Source organism: Parahalioglobus pacificus (genome assembly GCF_014652275.1).
Lineage (GTDB): Bacteria > Pseudomonadota > Gammaproteobacteria > Pseudomonadales > Halieaceae > Parahalioglobus > Parahalioglobus pacificus.
This window is the reverse complement of sequence record NZ_BMYM01000001.1, coordinates 1,690,231-1,705,770: the sequence shown is the minus strand read 5'-3', so window position 1 is coordinate 1,705,770 and position 15,540 is coordinate 1,690,231. Positions and strand designations below refer to the sequence as shown.

Sequence of the window (15,540 nt, the reverse complement as noted above, 5' to 3'; positions counted from 1 at the left end):
CTTTCATTACCATCTGGCCTTGCGCTAATGCTGCTCACGCTCAGTGCGGTGTGCGTTGCTCAGACGACGGTTTATCGCCATGTGGATGAGAACGGGGTAGTGACCTTTTCCGACACACCGCCGGATGCCAGCGTCGAGGCTGAAGAAATGCGCATTCAGGCGCAGACCGCACAGGACCCCAACGCGTACCTGCAAAATCTGGATGCGATGCGAGAGAGTACCGACAGAATGGTGGCTGACCGCCAGGAGAGAGAGAGGCACCGGGCCGAGCTCAGGCAGATCAATGCAGAATCCAGCCAGCAGTCTCCGCAGACCTACAGCGAACCCTATCCCGATTACGTGAATGTCTGGCCAGTCTATAGCGCGCCGGTTTACGGGCGTCCAGTACGCCCCGGGAAGCCGCCCTGGCGCCCCGGATATCTACCCAAACCTGAGCACCCGATCGCAAGACCACCATACCCTGTCCAACCCACTGTGCCGGTCGCCGGCGGCAATTCGCAGCTGATGCGGCCTATCAATGGCGGTAATCGCCGCTGATGGAGATCGTGGGTAAGGTGAGGCTATAATTTGAGCATGACCTGGTTCCGCCAAATTCCATCGCTGGTACTTTCGTTGCTGCTTGCCTTTCAGGCCGTCGCGGCGTCCGCGCTACCCTGTGATATGGCGATCGATCCAGATTCTCAGCATGGCGAGGGTCCACATGCGCACCATGGCATGCATCACGAGGCGCCAGGTCCGGATGTGCCCGCAATTGACGAGGCGTCTGGAGAGCGCTGCTGCGATGGCGGCTACTGCAGTCTGAGTGGTTGTCTGAGCTTCACCGTCGCTGTTTCGACCCCGTCTTTTCAAGAGGCTTCCAACGGCTATTCCCCTCCGGCCCAAGGCGCACTCGGTGTTGCGCCGATCTATCCCAGCCAACTCTACCGTCCGCCCCCTCTTGCCTGACACGGGATAGGTGCGCCCTCAGTTCGCGCACCAGAGTCTTTCCAACGTCAAATGATTTCGGTCGCCCCGAATGGGTGACCAGCGAGCGAGTTCGATGATTAAACTAATTGCTACGCGTAGTGTGATTGCGCTGTGGGCCATGAGTATCTGTAGTCTTGCGGCGGCAGAGCTAGACCTTGAGTCGGCTGTGCGAGCAGCCGTTGCCGATGACCCGTGGTTGCGCGGGAATGCGGCGCGGCAGGAGGCGACGCTGGCTGACAGTGTCGCTGCCTCGGCACTGCCCGACCCCGTTATCAGCATGGGTTTGGCAAATCTGCCAACGGATACCTTTGATTTTGATCAGGAGCCCATGACGCAGTTTCGCGTAGGGGTTTCGCAGGTATTGCCGCGTGGGGACACCCGTGCGCTGCGTCAGGAACGGCTGCAACTGCGCAGCGATGTGTTTCCGCATCAGCGCAGTGATCGCGAAGCGAAAATCCGGCACGCCTTAACGTCAACATGGTTGGCGGCTTATCAGAGTCAAGCCAGTATTCACCTCATTGAGAACGATCGCGGTCTCTTTCAGCAGTTATCAGGTATCGCTGAAGCCAGATACACAGCAGCGCTGGGGGAGACTCGGCAGCAGGATCTAGTGCGCGCGCAGCTGGAGCTAACGCGTCTTGATGATCGTCTCGCACAACTGAACGAGCGGGCCCTAGGGCAGAGGGCACTGTTATCGCGTTGGTTGCTGCCTGATCGGGCGGTGTCAGAGTGGCAAACCGAAGGCGAGGTTCCGGCGCTCGCGCTGTCTCGTGCGCCACAGCTTCAGCCACCGACATCTGTAGCCGCGGGGCAGGGTGGTGATTCGTCTGAGGTCAGAGATCTGTTGTTGGCGCATCCTGCCGTTAAAGCACTGGATACGGATATTGATGCCAGTCGCAAAGGTGTGGCGCTAGCGGAGGAAAGCTACAAGCCCCAGTGGCGATTGGATGCCAGCTATGGCTATCGCGACGATGACCCACTGGCTGGTGATAGGGCCGACTTTTTCTCCTTGGGCGTTGCCTTTGACCTGCCTGTTTTTACGGAGCATCGACAGGACCAGCAAGTGCGCTCAGCGGCGGCGCTCGCCGCCGCCCGTGAGACGGACCGGGCGCTTCTTCTTCGGGATCTCCTAGCTAGACACGAGTCCGCGCGCGCACGGCTGGAGACCCTGGATAAGCGACGAGCGCTGTATGACCAGCGTTTGCTGCGAGAAATGGGAGAACAGACTGAGGCCGCACTCGCAGCTTACACCAGTGACAATGGAGACTTTGCCGAAGTGGTGCGCTCCAGGATCGCTGAGTTGAACGCCAAAATCGATGCCTTGGATATTGACGTGCAGCGGCTGCTGGTTATCAACGACCTGAATTACATCCTGGTGGCGGGGAGATTGCAGCCATGAACACTTCAATGAAACTGGTTCTAACACTGTGTTTGGGTATTGGCCTTGGTGCGGCGGGCCTGTATCTGGTTGGTGGCACTGCGGATCATCACGCAGCTCATACCATGGAGGTGGAGGAAGGTCAGGGGTCGGACGCCCCGCTTTACTGGGTGGCGCCTATGGACCCTAGCTACCGTCGTGATGGTCCCGGAAAGTCACCCATGGGTATGGATCTGGTCCCAGTCTTTGCTGACAAAGATGCGTCTTCCGATGAGTCGGGCACCGTGCGCATTTCATCCGCGGTCGCTAATAACCTCGGGGTACGATCGGAGGAGGTTGCCAAGGGTGTTCTTGCCGAGGAAGTACGCACGGTTGGATTGGTCACTTACAACGAAGACACCCTGATTCATATTCATCCGCGCATTGAAGGCTGGATAGAAAAGCTGGCTGTGACCGCGGAAGGTGATGAGGTTAAGGCAGGTCAGCCACTGTATGAGTTGTACTCACCAGCACTGGTGTCCGCGCAGGAGGAATACCTGCTAGCGCTCAAGCGCAACAGTGCGTCTCTTATTCGTGCCGCCGAGGACAGACTGAAAGCACTGCAGCTGCCAGCATCGCAGCTGGCAACCCTGCGTGAGGACAAGGCAGTGCAGCAAACTGTGATATTTGCTGCGCCGCAAAGCGGTGTTGTCGATGAACTCGCGATCCGGGAAGGTTTTTTTGTACACCCTGAGACCACGCTGATGTCGATTGGCGCCCTGGATACTGTTTGGGTAGAGGCGGAGGTGTTTGCCCAGCAGGCTGCGTTGATAGAACCGGATCAACCCGTGCGCATGACCGTGGATTTTCTGCCCGGTAAGCATTGGGAAGGACGCGTCGACTATGTCTACCCGGCTCTGGACCCCATGAGCCGGACGCTCCGGCTCCGGCTCGTGTTTGACAACGGCACACGAGAGTTACGACCTCACATGTTTGCCGAGGTCGTTATCGATGTCGCTGACGATCAGCAGGCCTTGTTGGTTCCCAAGGGGTCGGTTATTCGCGTAGGGCATGAAGCCAGAGTAGTACTGGACTTTGGTGAAGGTCGTTACCGCTCTCAGCCGATTACGCCGGGACGTGTAGGCACTTCTCATATCGAAGTGCTGGATGGCCTCCAAGAGGGCGACTCTGTGGTTACGGCTGCGCAGTTCCTGTTGGACTCGGAGTCCTCCAAACAGGCAGAGATGATGCGCATCAGTGGTGACCAGCCATGATAGCGGCAGTAATCCGTTGGTCCCTGGGTAACCGGTTTCTTGTCCTTCTGGCCACTCTGCTTCTGGTCGTGGCAGGTCTGTATGCGGTGCGCAATACACCGGTTGATGCGATACCGGATCTTTCTGACGTCCAGGTGATCGTAAAGACTCGCTTCCCGGGACAGGCGCCGCAGGTTGTCGAAGATCAGGTCACCTATCCGCTGACGACGGCCATGCTATCGGTGCCAGGGGCAGTCACCGTGCGTGGATACTCCTTCTTCGGCGACTCGTACGTTTACGTGATTTTCGATGAGGATACCGATCTTTACTGGGCGCGCAGCCGCGTTCTGGAATACCTCAGCCAGGTGGCGCCTTCGCTGCCAGCTAATGCAGCGCCTCAGCTGGGTCCTGACGCAACCGGTGTCGGCTGGGTTTACATTTACAGTCTTGTGGATCGTACAGGTCGGCATGATCTTGATCAGCTGCGCGCGCTTCAAGACTGGTTCTTGAAGTACGAGCTGCAATCGGTTGACGGTGTATCGGAGGTGGCCTCGGTTGGGGGCATGGTGCGCCAGTATCAGGTGAACATTAATCCGGATCGCTTGCGCATTTACAACATCCCGCTTGCGCATGTTGTCATGGCCATACAGCGCGCCAATCAGGAGGTGGGCGCCTCTGTCATTGAAATGGCTGAGGCCGAATACATGGTGCGCGCCTCCGGCTATATCGACAGTGTGGAAGATCTCGCGCTGGTACCGCTGGGAGTCAGCAACAAAGGCACGTCCCTTTCACTGGGTGATGTCGCTGACATCATACGCGGCCCGCAAATGCGCCGTGGCGTCACTGACCTCAACGGCGAGGGTGAAGCTGTAGGCGGTATTGTTGTGATGCGCTTCAGTGAGAATGCGCTGAATACCATCGACGGCGTAAAGGCAAGGCTAGAGACGCTTCAGGCAAGCCTGCCTGAGGGGGTAGAGGTGGTCACAGTGTACGACCGCTCGGGTTTGATCGAGCGATCGGTGAGTAATCTGTGGCGTAAGCTCGGTGAGGAACTCATGCTGGTTGCACTGATCTGCGCCATTTTTCTATTCCACATTCGCTCCTCTCTGGTTGCTATCGTCAGCCTGCCCATCGGTATTCTGGCCGCGCTCATAGTGATGCATCTGCAGGGGCTTAACGCCAACATCATGTCACTGGGTGGTATTGCGATCGCGATCGGTGCCATGGTGGATGGGGCCATCGTGCTCATAGAGAACATGCACAAGCACCTTGAAAGGGCTGAACAGACCGGCAAAGACCATTGGACCATTGTCGCAGACTCAGCGGCGGAGGTGGGGCCCGCACTGTTTTTTAGCCTGCTCATCATTACTGTGAGCTTTCTGCCGGTGTTTACCCTGGAGGCGCAGGAGGGGCGTATGTTCTCACCCTTGGCGTTTACCAAGAGCTACGCAATGGCTGCTGCCGCAGGGCTGGCCGTCACGTTGGTGCCCGTACTCATGGGCTACTTTATCCGCGGCCGGATTGCCGCCGAGCGCGACAATCCTGTGAATAAAGTGCTTATTCGCTGCTACCAGCCCGTACTGAGATCAGTTGTCCGCCACCCCTGGAGCGTGCTTGGCGCCGCCGCAGTGTTGTGCGCAACCAGCCTATGGCCGCTGTCTCAATTGGGCAGCGAGTTCATGCCGCCTCTGGACGAGGGTGACCTGATGTACATGCCCACCACCTATCCCGGTATATCTGTGGGTGAAGCGAGACAACTCTTGCAGCAAACCGATAGACTGATCAGCACACTGCCAGAGGTAGCGACAGTGTTTGGCAAGGTCGGGCGGGCCGACACCGCCACTGACCCCGCACCACTTACCATGATCGAAACCTTTATCCAGCTGAAACCGCGGGATCAGTGGCGTGAGGGTATGACGCCGGAGCGTTTACGGGCCGAGTTGGAGTCAACAGTGCAGATACCGGGCCTGACCAATGCGTGGGTGATGCCCATTAAGACCCGCATCGACATGCTGGCTACCGGGATAAAGACGCCCGTGGGTATCAAGGTGGCGGGCCCTGACTTGGGTACCATCCAAGAGATCGGCGAGCAGTTGGAGAAGCTGCTATCGCCATTGCCGGGCACGGCCTCCGTATTCTCCGAGCGCGTGGCCGGTGGACGCTACATTATTGTGGATATTGATCGGGCCAAAGCTGCTCGCTTCGGTCTTAACATTGCAGATGTTCAACAGGTCATTGCGACTGCGATAGGCGGGATGAATGTCTCGTCAACGGTGGAGGGCCTTGAGCGCTACCCCATTAATGTGCGCTATCCGCAGGCATACCGAGATTCGCCGGAACAATTGGCGTTGCTACCCATAGTCGCCCCGGGAGGTCTTTCACTCGCGCTAGGCGATGTCGCGAGCATCTCCATAGACGAGGGGCCGCCCGGTATAAAGAGCGAGAACGCACGATTGAATGGCTGGACCTTTGTCGACATTGACGGTGTTGATGTTGGCAGCTATGTGGCAAGTGCGAAAGCGCTGCTGGATGAGTCCCTGACGCTACCGCCTGGTTATTCACTGACTTGGTCGGGCCAGTATGAGTACATGGAACGTGCCAAGGCTCGACTAAGTTATGTCGTGCCCCTTACGCTACTGATCATTGTCGTGTTGCTGTACCTGACCTTTGGCAAGCCCGTCCCCGTCGCCATACTCATTACGTTGCTACCGCTGGCTCTGGTGGGCAGCGTCTGGCTCTTGTATCTGATGGATTTTCACCTCTCCATTGCAGTGGGGGTGGGGTGCATTGCATTGGCAGGAGTCGCTGTAGAGACTGGTGTCATCATGCTGGTGTATCTAGAGCAGTCCTGGACAGATACCCAATCCCAGCGTGGGAATCAGGCATTGGATCAACAGGACCTTGAACGCTCGGTGGTAGAGGGTGCTGGCAAGCGGGTGCGGCCAGTACTAATGACAGCCTGCGCGACCATAGCCGGGCTGCTACCCATATTGTTGGGCAGTGGCACGGGGTCAGAGGTGATGAGCCGTCTGGCGGCCCCGATGGTGGGCGGCATGTTCAGCGCTGTACTGCTGACGCTGTTTGTGATCCCCGCCGTTTACATCTTGTGGCGACGCCGTGGTTTGGCCCAGCCCATTGATGGACGAGCTTGAAGGGGTACCTTGAAACAGTCGGAAGCGAGGCTCAGATTGAGCGCTTGATGGGGGCTATCGCTTGCCCTCATCGACTTCACGCCGGACCTGGCTCAGTAACTCGGTAAAAATCCTGAAGCTCTCATCCGCGGCCAGGCGCTCGTTGATCAGTAACTCGAATGCCTCACGTTCCAGCGCTTCCAGTTCGTTGCGCAGGGTGATCGGATCATCAAAAGCGATGCGCTCCCGAATCGTCAGTATGCGCGTGTAGAACGTATCCACCCGGTTTTTCTTGCGCCGGGCCTGCCAGCGAGCGAGCGCGACAACACCGGTGAGACATAGGAAAGCGAGGTAAACCAAGAGGTTGATACTCTCGGCGTAGCGTTCCAGGAATCCTGGTTCGTCCCTCTCCAGATACAAGCGCGCGCCGCGGTGCAGTGGGAAATTGAGCGCCAACGGGTCGAAATCCTCCGTGACCCAGCTGAAGATGTTAGGTGCAAGCGCGGCAAATCGCGCTTTCTGTTCAATCAGCGTGCGCGTGAGGTCGTAGATGGCACGCTCTGGCGCCTCCCGAGATGCCACCAACAGCATATCCACGCTCATAGTACTCAAGCCCCGCTCGTTACCGGGCAGGTTATAGGTCAGTGCGGGTATATGCGCGGGTTCCAACTGTGGAACCAGATAACTGATACCCTCGCTGAAAAACTCGCGACGTGCATCGTCTACCTGGTCCAATGAAACCAGCTGATAACCCTCGGTGTACCAGTCGGTTTTGCTCGGGTTTATAGGGCCGAGGTAGAGAATCATGTCGGTCTTGCCGGGCTCCAGCTGCTCTACCAATTGGCCCTGCTGGCCGAACCATTTGCTGCGCTGTGCCGATAGCTCCAGGAACTTAAGCGCCGCATGGGAGCGATTGATTACTAGTACTTCCAGCTCATTCCCGCCCGTTCCCAGGCTGTCGATATCAAAGTCTTCCCTCACCAGTATGTGCAACACACTCTTGTAGAGTGGAAGCACTGTGCGGACACCGGCGGTGAAAGGGTGGCTGTTCTCAACAATGGTGATGTCGGCGAGTCCATCGCTCAGTGCTGTTAGTGGTGCAGATGCACCTGCCCCGGTGCTCGTCAGAGAAAGCCCAACCTCCTGCTCTAGCAGTGGATTCAGCGTTGCCGTATCCAATGGCTGATAAGGGATGGGGTAGACGGAAAGCGCGTTGTCACTGACTGAGCAGGCGGTGATTGTGCAAAAAGCCGCCAGCAATATTGATCTTAAGACTTGCCCGACGCGTCTAGCGATCATCGCAGTTATACTCCAATTTAGATACACCCCGTGGCGTCTCCAACCAATATGCCAAGCGCGGTATCGGCGCAAATTGCCCAAACAATGGTGCATCGTAGACTGGGATAGTGCATCATGGTCCGCAGTTCCGAGAGATGATGCTGAGTACTCCGTTCGCTCCCTCTATACCGTCTTCAATGTTACCAAAAGCAATGAGCACTCCACAGACCAAATCGTATGATCCTTCACAACAGGGTAGATCGAGCCGCGTAATTTGTGTGCTCGGGATGCATCGAAGTGGTACTAGTTGCCTGACTGGCTCACTTCAAGCAGCTGGCGTGGAGCTGGGCGACTGCCACACTTGGAATCGTTACAATACGAAAGGAAATCGGGAAAATCAGGCGTTTGTTGATCTGAATGACGAGATTCTTGCTGCAAACAAAAGTGCATGGGACAACCCCCCTGTCAGTGCGACTTGGACCTCTGCTCAAAAGCGCTCAGCACTGGAACTTCTGCAGCAGAATGGGCAGGCGCAGGTTTTCGCTTTCAAAGATCCCCGAACCCTTTTGGTACTGGATGGATGGAAAGACGTTTGTCCACAGATGGAGTTCATAGGGGTTTTCAGGCATCCCAACGCGGTGGCAAAATCTTTGGAGTCGCGGAGCGGAATGTCGCGAGCTCAGGCCATTGAGCTGTGGTCTGACTACAATCGGCGCTTGCTAAATCAGTGGAAGGGTCGCCAATTTCCCTTGCTGTGTTTTGACGAGCCGGAGGAGGTGTTCCACTCAAAGTTGGATGTGGCTCTTGATAGGCTCGGGCTTCCAGAGTTACCAAAAAGTATGAAATTCTGGGAGGACTCCTTAAGGACATCGCAGCGTTACGAAGCTGCGCGTTTGCCCATCAAATCCTGGCTGCTCTACAAAGCACTAAAAGCCAGAAGTCTTTGAGCTAAATTGCAACTGCTCGCAAAGTCGCTAGAGGTATGTCGTGCAAAAGTCGATCTATGACTTCATAAAAATATGTGCTGAAGAGCTTGTTGTCAGTGAGCCGATTTATGAGTTTGGTTCGCTTCAAGTGATGGGTAAACCTGAGGAGAACCTTCGACCGCTTTTCCCGCGGAAGGTGTATGTTGGCGCTGACATGCGTGCGGGTCCAGGGGTGGATATCGAATTGAACCTTCACGCTATTGAGCTTCCGGACAATACGGCGGGTTCAATAATATGCGCCGATACGCTGGAGCACGTTGAGTACCCGCGTAAAGCCGTTAAGGAGATGTTCAGGGTTTTGAAGCCTGGTGGGGTGCTGATTATGACCTCACTTTTCAAGTTTCCTATACACGACTATCCCAACGACTTCTGGCGTTTTACTCCAGAGGGGTTTAAGTCCTTGATGGAAGATTTTGTCGGAGTAGAAGTGTTCAGTTATGGACGACTAGAACATAGCCCTCAATGCGTTGTTACTGTCGGCTACAAGGGGGTGGGAGGGTCAACCACGACATTTAACGCGCGCTGTGGAAAGTGGAGCGATTGGAACACTAGTGTTTTGAGAGAGTTGCACCGTCGTATGCAGGAAGCAGAGCGGGTAGTAGGTGAGGGAGAAAGAGTGAAAGAAGATGGATCAGCGAGTGGTAAGCGACTTTCGACCATGTCCGAGTCAAGAATGGATTGGATAGATGATATGTCTGTCCGCTGCGACGATGTGAAGCTGTCACTTGTGCAGGGACTCAAGGTCTTCCCCTCAACGGAAGATGAGATTGTGCTTTTCAAGGATCCAAAGTTTGTCGATCACTATTTGAATACACTTGAGGGGTTCAGGGCCGACAATGTTATAGAAGTGGGCGTATGGGACGGCGGCTCTGCTATTTTCTTCTGGAATCTCCTTAAACCCGATCGGCTATCCTGTGTTGAGTTGAAGAAAAGCGTGCCGCCCCTTGAGGCGTACATATCGCGCAGAGAGGTCACCGATAGCTTCCGTCTCCATACGTCCACCGATCAATCCGACAAACAGTCTTTGGGGAAAATCGTAGTCGATGATTTTGGCGGCAATCCATTGGATTTGATTATCGATGACGCATCTCATTTGTATGGTCCCTCTAAAGCGACTTTTGAGGCACTGTTCCCGCACCTACGCCCCGGAGGCCTTTTCATTCTTGAAGACTGGAAAGCGGGGCTCATTTTTCCCAAGCTAAGCAAGGATGGCGAAGACCTGGGTCCGCCGCTACACCGACTTGTGCATGAGATTTTGCAGTTGTCGCTGCTCGAGCATCGAGTAGTTGCCTCTATCAAATGCGTGCACAATTTTGTCGTCATTGAGCGCGGTCACCAGGCTCTCAACCCAGAAGAGTTTAAGGTGCCGGAGCACCCGGAGATGGTTTGATTGACAGCCCTTGCGGCCCGATCCCGGCCATACCCCGCCCCTAGAAAGATGAATTACGTAGGGTGTTCTGTGACAGAGCTTTTGCTGATATGAGTTGTCTCAAGTTTTTGCTCTGTGGCTATGAGAAATCAGGGACTACGCTTCTCAATGAGATACTGCGGAGACATCCAGATCTTGATTCCGGCCACGAGGTGGGGGTCTTTCTGGGCAACTCGCCACAGGACTTTCCCAGCCACCAACCGTATTTCGCGTTCTTCCGCAAGAGCTGGAGACTCAGCAGAGAGCAGGCTCTGGGTGTGTGTGATACGCCCAGTTGGTCCGTATTTTTTGAGGGGCTCAGGGCATCATCGCCTCTGATTGTGAAAAAAGATGTTGGAGTGTTCGATAAGACGCCTATCTATATGCTGCATCTTCTTGAGGTCCTGACCAAGGCCCAGGGCTTGCCCTGTGTGGTAAACGTCCGGGATCCTCGAGCAATCATGCTGTCCTGGGCAAATTGGTCAGGGCATCGCGAAGACCCCCAAGCCTATGTCTCTCAAAACCTTGACCAGTTGGTACAGAGATACTGCAGCTACGGTGACGGGTACAGACGTGCTGCGAAAGTGTATGGCGACAGAATTCTACTGAACCGGTTTGAAGATTTTTGCCAAAACCCCGAAGCCAGGGCCAAAGAAATATTTGAATTTCTTGGCTATACCTTTTCGGGTGAGTTTCTGAACTTTGATTCCGAATTTTTCGTTTACGGCAATACGGTTTCCCGTTCTTACATAAAGCCGTACCAGGATAAGCTCTCTGCTGCACTGTGCGCACAGATACTTGAGGCGACGAATGAGTTCAGCGAGTGGCATTTTCATGGAAGCTAGATCGATTTCATGTCGCTTGAAGCACTCATGAAAACGCGCCAATAAACTCTAGCCACGTTGGGGTGGTTGTACAGGAATGGCGCAGGTCCACTCACGCACTCACTCATAATGACTCTATCGCGAGGCTTTATTTGAAATTCAGCGGCTTCCGCCTGAGACTCTGAAAGGGGATCGCTCGCTATCCAGAGGATTCTTTGGCTCTTTGCGCGGGCAGCCATGGAGATACTTCTGCCAAGTTCCCGCATGTTGGAAAACGATTCGGCAGCAAGTCCTTCGAGTAAAGACGAGCATACGGCATAACAACTTTCTGAAACCCAATTGACAGTCTGGTCGAGCAGCAGATTTGCCATATAGCCGCGACTGGCGAGGCGCTCCTCACTCGATTGTGTAGTCCGCGACGTTGAGGGCTCACAGGGAATGTTGGTGTCATGCAGCGGGCCTTGCAGGCCCCGCATCGATGATTTTGCCTTCACGCAGGCTACTCCACAAACACGGTTCTTAATGGCGTTCACCGCCTTGGATAGCGCGATCGTTGGCGCTTCGGCTAGTTGTGCATCGATAAACACGACGGTATCGGGAAAGGCACCGTGCTGCTCCTCCGAAGCGCCTGAGAACATCAGCATGGCCTGTGCTGCACTCTCGGCAGCGAACTTGATATTGGGCTTGTATTCGGCCAACGCTTGGCGCAATGCTGAATCAATACGACTGTCAAAGTAGCCAGTGCCTGTGACGAAGACTTGCAGTCCGGCTGATGCCGCAGGGGGTTTTTTCCAGATTACCGAGTTGTAAATGACGGCATTCTGCGCTGCACCTAAGTCTGCGAAACAGCCTTTTTTTTCCAGGTGCGCAGAAACGGCCTTTCTCCCGGCTTGAATGGCACGATTAAGATTGGAGCGGGCGAAGGAGTTCTCCACTGTACGCCAGTGATAGAGAATATGTGGGATGTGTCGAATGTGGTCCGGGTCAATATGCTCCGCTATTCGCAGGTAGAGGTCGTAGTCCTGACTCCCATCGAAGCCGGTTCTCCAACCCCCAAGCTCCTTGAGAACAGGGTGCGCGATTACGGTGAGGTGATTTAGAAAGTTTTGACTGAGGAAACGGAAGTAGTCCCAGGGCGGCTTGAAGAAGGGCTTGCAGCGGTTGCCGGTGGCATCAATGTGATCCGAATCAGAGTATAGAAGCTTCGCCGTCGGTTTCTCTGCAATACTCTTCGCTACGATGTTGAGCGCGAAATCGGGCAGCATGTCATCGTGGTCTAGCAGAACAATGTAGTCTCCAGTCGCCAATCCCAAAGCGGCATTGCTCGCGGCGGCAATGCCCACGTTCTGCTGGAGTCGAATGATGCTTATTCTCGGGTCGTCGGTTTCAATCGTTGTTAAAAAAGACAGCGTACTACTGTCGGTGGATGCATCATCAGCAATACACAACTGCCAATTGGAATAAGACTGCTCAAGAACGGATTGTACTGTCTGCTGCAGATATTCAACGGGTGTGTTGAACACGGGCAATACAATGGAGAACTGGATTTCTGTTGGTTGCGTGGCAGCAGCTCGTAGCCGCCGATCCTCTAAGTCTACGAATTTCTGATAGGAGGCGGGCTCGACTTCCCAGGAGTAGGGAAACGTTGATTGATTCATCCCGTAAGCATCAGCTTCGCCGCAAGCCTGTGTGGCATGTGCCCCAAGAACGTTTGCGGTTTCTTGGAAATCTCAAACTTTCGGCCGCGAATAGACTCATACTGCTGCGTATATTTCTCCCACAGCGCTTTCTGGCCAGCGTGGGTCACGCTCGTGGATACTCCGCCATGCACCTGGTGAAAAGTAGCCTCGCCCAGTAGCTGCACGATACTAGCGTCATCCAGCTCGCAAAGTTCTCGGTAAAGGTCGGGCATTAAGCAGCCACCACCGGGGAAATCAAAAGCCTCATTACAACCGCCCACGCGCCAGTAAGACTCTGCACTGATGAAAAGGCAGTTGCTTTCAAATTGACGCAGGAACCAGAATAGTTTCGGCGGACCATTATCGAACTCGTAGCGATAGGGCACGCCAACCTCGTACAGCCTGTATCCGTCATTGGGCCAGCTAATGCTGTCCAGCAGTTCGTCTTCTGTCTGTTCATCGTATCCTTGATGCACTGAGACGACCTGTGACTCATGGCCCAGAAAGAACCGGGGCGCGGTTACGATGGGATTATTGTTGAAGGTGAACGGCTTCATCGCGTATTTCAGTAGCCCGGGTGTGGCCATATGTGCGCCATCGATCATGACCGCCAGTACTTCGCCGCCGGCCATCCTGGCGGCCTCGTTAATGGCGTGCGCGGGCGAGGGCGGAGGCGAGTCCAGGCAAAGGTATCTAATCTTGTCACTCATCGAATGAATGGATTCTGCAGGAATCGGTTGTTGTGATCCGTTATCCACCACGATGATCTCGTAGTCGAGTTCGTCGATCCCAATCTGATAGGGGCTCAGCAGCGACTTGATCGTTCTTGGAGCCACTCTAGCCATTTCGAAGATGATCAAAATGATCGACAGCTCGCATGTCTTCCCGGGCGAATTGTTATCGCGCACCTTAGTTTTTCACCCGATTGTTCAAGCGATGAATTCTTGATGCCGGCGTGGGCATGTTCCCATAGTAGAAAAAGTCTTTATTCACTGGCTTGAGATCTTCGCCCCTGATTGAGCGATACTGCTCTTTGTAGACATCAACACGCCGGGTCTGCTCATCGGGTGGAACGTTTGTGGAAACCCCACCATGCAGCTGATGAAAGCTGCCCTCGCCTATAATTAGAACCGGCTGTGTGGGCGGGTGGTCACAGGCTCGTTTATACATATCCAGGTTCAGGAAGCCTCCACCGGGAATATCGAAGCGTTCGTCAGCGCCCCCCATCCCAATGAAGTTCTCTTTAGAAATGAAAAGGCAATTACTTTCAAGCATCTTGTAAAACCATGTGTACACTGGAAAGTCCTTGAAAACCAATGGCATGCCCACCTCGAACAGCTTGTAACCGTCCGATGGCCAATCAATTTTAGCGAGCAAGCCGTCTTCAACTTCCTTGTTGTATCCCTCAAGGATAGTCTCATTCTGCTGTCCAGGACCCATATAGAAATAGCGTGTGATAACAACAGAATCCGGATTAATCGTAAAACAATCCCGTGCCTTACTCAGTAGCCCCGGAGTAAGAAGGTGCGCGCCATCGATCATCAGACAAACAATGTCTCCACGAGCCTCCTTCACACCGTAGTTCAACGCATATGCTGGAGAGGGGGGGGGTGATTTCAGCTTCACATAGCGAAACTGTGGACCGAAGCTTTCTACTATGTCGTCGGCTAGAGGGTTGGGCGAACCGTTATCAATCACGATAACTTCGTAGTCGTCTTCTGACATATTCAACTGGTAGCTGCTTTGCAGACTCTGCAGAGTCCTGGGCAACTCCCTGGCCATGTCATAGCAAATAACAATTACGGAAATTTTCATTGGTCGCTTGTTTCATCCATTGTTTCAGGGGGCGGTGGAGCGTCTCTCGACTGGAGTCTTGCGGTCTGCCGTTGACTGTTTGCTACCTCGTTGAGCCGCAGTCTTTCGGTCAATTCGAGTAGTGGAGTGGCAGCGAGATATGATCGGTAAGTTTCCAGAAGCTCACGCAGCTTTTGATTGGCCTTGACCCGCTGGCCCGGGACCAAAATACCCAGCCCATAGTAAATGGGCAACTGGATGAACTCATACTCTATGTCTGACTCGGCCAGATAGTCCTCTACGGCAGTAAGCACACCGTTTCTCGCACCTCCTTCTTGCAAGGCGTTGAACATGTTGGCATTCAGTCCACCAGATTCCAGCAGCCTGTGTCTGTTTCGCCCAATCCCTTTTCGTGCATACGGGTGGATAAAGCTGTCGGGGATTCTCTCTGGTGCGTAATACAGGTCTCTTCTTGCGTAGGGCCATCCTATGTCGTGCAACAAGACGACGGGCATTGCTCCCCGCTCGGCGGTTTGGACGTTCTCTAATGTTCTAAGCTCGTTGATTACCGTGTACCAGTTGTGATCCCCATCGAGTAACACTATATCGAGCTGAGGCAGCCTTGGGATCACTGACAGGCTAGGCTCGTCAGAGAAGGACAAAAAGCCCGGATAAAGAGAAGTCAGCTTATCTACGTCAAATCCCGGTGCAGTATCGATGGAGAACAGGTGCCCGCTTTTTGGCGCAACATAGTCGAGGAGTGCTCGGGTGCTAAGTCCGTAATCTGCACCCACTTCCAGCACGGTTTTTGCGTCGATGGCGTCAGCAATAGGCTTAATGAGTGATTCCCAGAGCGCGATCATT

The 15,540-nt window shown here is 54.5% G+C and carries 13 protein-coding genes; 8 read left to right on the top strand and 5 right to left on the bottom strand.

From position 1 onward, the window contains the following. Nucleotides 1-27 precede the first annotated feature (27 nt). The 5 genes from IE089_RS07735 to IE089_RS07715 all read left to right on the top strand — a co-directional run bounded on the left by IE089_RS07735 (nt 28) and on the right by IE089_RS07715 (nt 6,728). On the top strand, nt 28-537 hold the full coding sequence (locus tag IE089_RS07735) for a DUF4124 domain-containing protein (protein WP_189476879.1): 510 nt from the start codon (nt 28-30) through the stop codon (nt 535-537). Between the two features lie 36 nt (nt 538-573). After that, nucleotides 574-945, top strand: coding sequence for a hypothetical protein (locus IE089_RS07730; RefSeq protein WP_189476877.1), 372 nt, complete (start codon nt 574-576; stop codon nt 943-945). Between the two features lie 94 nt (nt 946-1,039). Next, entirely contained in the window at nt 1,040-2,365 is a 1,326-nt protein-coding gene (locus IE089_RS07725; RefSeq protein ID WP_189476876.1) for a TolC family protein, read from the top strand. 8 nt (nt 2,366-2,373) lie between these two features. Next, nucleotides 2,374-3,597 carry an efflux RND transporter periplasmic adaptor subunit gene (locus IE089_RS07720; RefSeq protein ID WP_189476874.1) on the top strand — a complete coding sequence of 408 codons (1,224 nt, stop codon included), beginning with the start codon at nt 2,374-2,376 and terminating at the stop codon, nt 3,595-3,597. Continuing rightward, a complete protein-coding gene (locus IE089_RS07715) occupies nt 3,594-6,728 on the top strand; it encodes an efflux RND transporter permease subunit (protein WP_189476872.1) in 3,135 nt (1,044 codons plus the stop codon). Before IE089_RS07720 ends, IE089_RS07715 begins: the two co-directional genes overlap by 4 nt. Nucleotides 6,729-6,782: 54 nt before the next feature. Here the strand turns inward: IE089_RS07715 and IE089_RS07710 are convergent, their stop codons facing one another. Beyond that, nucleotides 6,783-8,006 (bottom strand): TAXI family TRAP transporter solute-binding subunit, encoded by a 1,224-nt coding sequence (locus IE089_RS07710; RefSeq protein WP_189476870.1) that lies wholly within the window; start codon nt 8,004-8,006, stop codon nt 6,783-6,785. A gap of 134 nt (nt 8,007-8,140) precedes the next feature. Between IE089_RS07710 and IE089_RS07705 the strand changes: the two genes are divergently transcribed. From IE089_RS07705 to IE089_RS07695, 3 genes are all read left to right on the top strand, one after another. Next, complete coding sequence (locus IE089_RS07705; protein ID WP_373294711.1) at nt 8,141-8,932, top strand: sulfotransferase; 792 nt, start codon at nt 8,141-8,143, stop codon at nt 8,930-8,932. Between the two features lie 40 nt (nt 8,933-8,972). After that, nucleotides 8,973-10,361, top strand: a complete 1,389-nt coding sequence (locus IE089_RS07700; protein WP_189476868.1) for a class I SAM-dependent methyltransferase — start codon at nt 8,973-8,975, stop codon at nt 10,359-10,361. Between the two features lie 89 nt (nt 10,362-10,450). After that, nucleotides 10,451-11,224: a sulfotransferase family protein gene (locus tag IE089_RS07695; protein WP_189476867.1), complete on the top strand. Its 774-nt coding sequence runs from the start codon at nt 10,451-10,453 to the stop codon at nt 11,222-11,224. Here IE089_RS07695 and IE089_RS07690 read toward each other — a convergent pair. Genes IE089_RS07690 through IE089_RS07675 form a run of 4 tightly spaced genes read right to left on the bottom strand, consistent with a single transcriptional unit; the run spans nt 11,221 to nt 15,539 of the window. Continuing rightward, entirely contained in the window at nt 11,221-12,861 is a 1,641-nt protein-coding gene (locus IE089_RS07690) for a glycosyltransferase family 2 protein (protein WP_189476866.1), read from the bottom strand. The two genes, IE089_RS07695 and IE089_RS07690, sit on opposite strands and share 4 nt — an antisense overlap. Continuing rightward, nucleotides 12,858-13,790, bottom strand: coding sequence for a glycosyltransferase family 2 protein (locus tag IE089_RS07685; protein ID WP_268247983.1), 933 nt, complete (start codon nt 13,788-13,790; stop codon nt 12,858-12,860). The genes IE089_RS07690 and IE089_RS07685 overlap by 4 nt, the downstream gene beginning before the upstream one ends. Before the next feature lies 1 nt (nt 13,791). Continuing rightward, on the bottom strand, nt 13,792-14,697 hold the full coding sequence (locus IE089_RS07680) for a glycosyltransferase family 2 protein (protein WP_189476864.1): 906 nt from the start codon (nt 14,695-14,697) through the stop codon (nt 13,792-13,794). Beyond that, nucleotides 14,694-15,539 (bottom strand): class I SAM-dependent methyltransferase, encoded by an 846-nt coding sequence (locus tag IE089_RS07675; protein WP_189476863.1) that lies wholly within the window; start codon nt 15,537-15,539, stop codon nt 14,694-14,696. The genes IE089_RS07680 and IE089_RS07675 overlap by 4 nt, the downstream gene beginning before the upstream one ends. Nucleotide 15,540: the final 1 nt, after the last annotated feature.

What these genes read in the sequence shown, in the direction of transcription:
- IE089_RS07735 (WP_189476879.1), top strand. Translation starts at nt 28, where the DNA reads ATGCTGCTCACGCTCAGTGCGGTGTGCGTTGCTCAGACGACGGTTTAT.
- IE089_RS07730 (WP_189476877.1), top strand. Translation starts at nt 574, where the DNA reads ATGACCTGGTTCCGCCAAATTCCATCGCTGGTACTTTCGTTGCTGCTT.
- IE089_RS07725 (WP_189476876.1), top strand. Translation starts at nt 1,040, where the DNA reads ATGATTAAACTAATTGCTACGCGTAGTGTGATTGCGCTGTGGGCCATG.
- IE089_RS07720 (WP_189476874.1), top strand. Translation starts at nt 2,374, where the DNA reads ATGAAACTGGTTCTAACACTGTGTTTGGGTATTGGCCTTGGTGCGGCG.
- IE089_RS07715 (WP_189476872.1), top strand. Translation starts at nt 3,594, where the DNA reads ATGATAGCGGCAGTAATCCGTTGGTCCCTGGGTAACCGGTTTCTTGTC.
- IE089_RS07710 (WP_189476870.1), bottom strand. Translation starts at nt 8,006, where the DNA reads ATGATCGCTAGACGCGTCGGGCAAGTCTTAAGATCAATATTGCTGGCG.
- IE089_RS07705 (WP_373294711.1), top strand. Translation starts at nt 8,141, where the DNA reads ATGATGCTGAGTACTCCGTTCGCTCCCTCTATACCGTCTTCAATGTTA.
- IE089_RS07695 (WP_189476867.1), top strand. Translation starts at nt 10,451, where the DNA reads ATGAGTTGTCTCAAGTTTTTGCTCTGTGGCTATGAGAAATCAGGGACT.
- IE089_RS07690 (WP_189476866.1), bottom strand. Translation starts at nt 12,861, where the DNA reads ATGAATCAATCAACGTTTCCCTACTCCTGGGAAGTCGAGCCCGCCTCC.
- IE089_RS07680 (WP_189476864.1), bottom strand. Translation starts at nt 14,697, where the DNA reads ATGAAAATTTCCGTAATTGTTATTTGCTATGACATGGCCAGGGAGTTG.
- IE089_RS07675 (WP_189476863.1), bottom strand. Translation starts at nt 15,539, where the DNA reads ATGATCGCGCTCTGGGAATCACTCATTAAGCCTATTGCTGACGCCATC.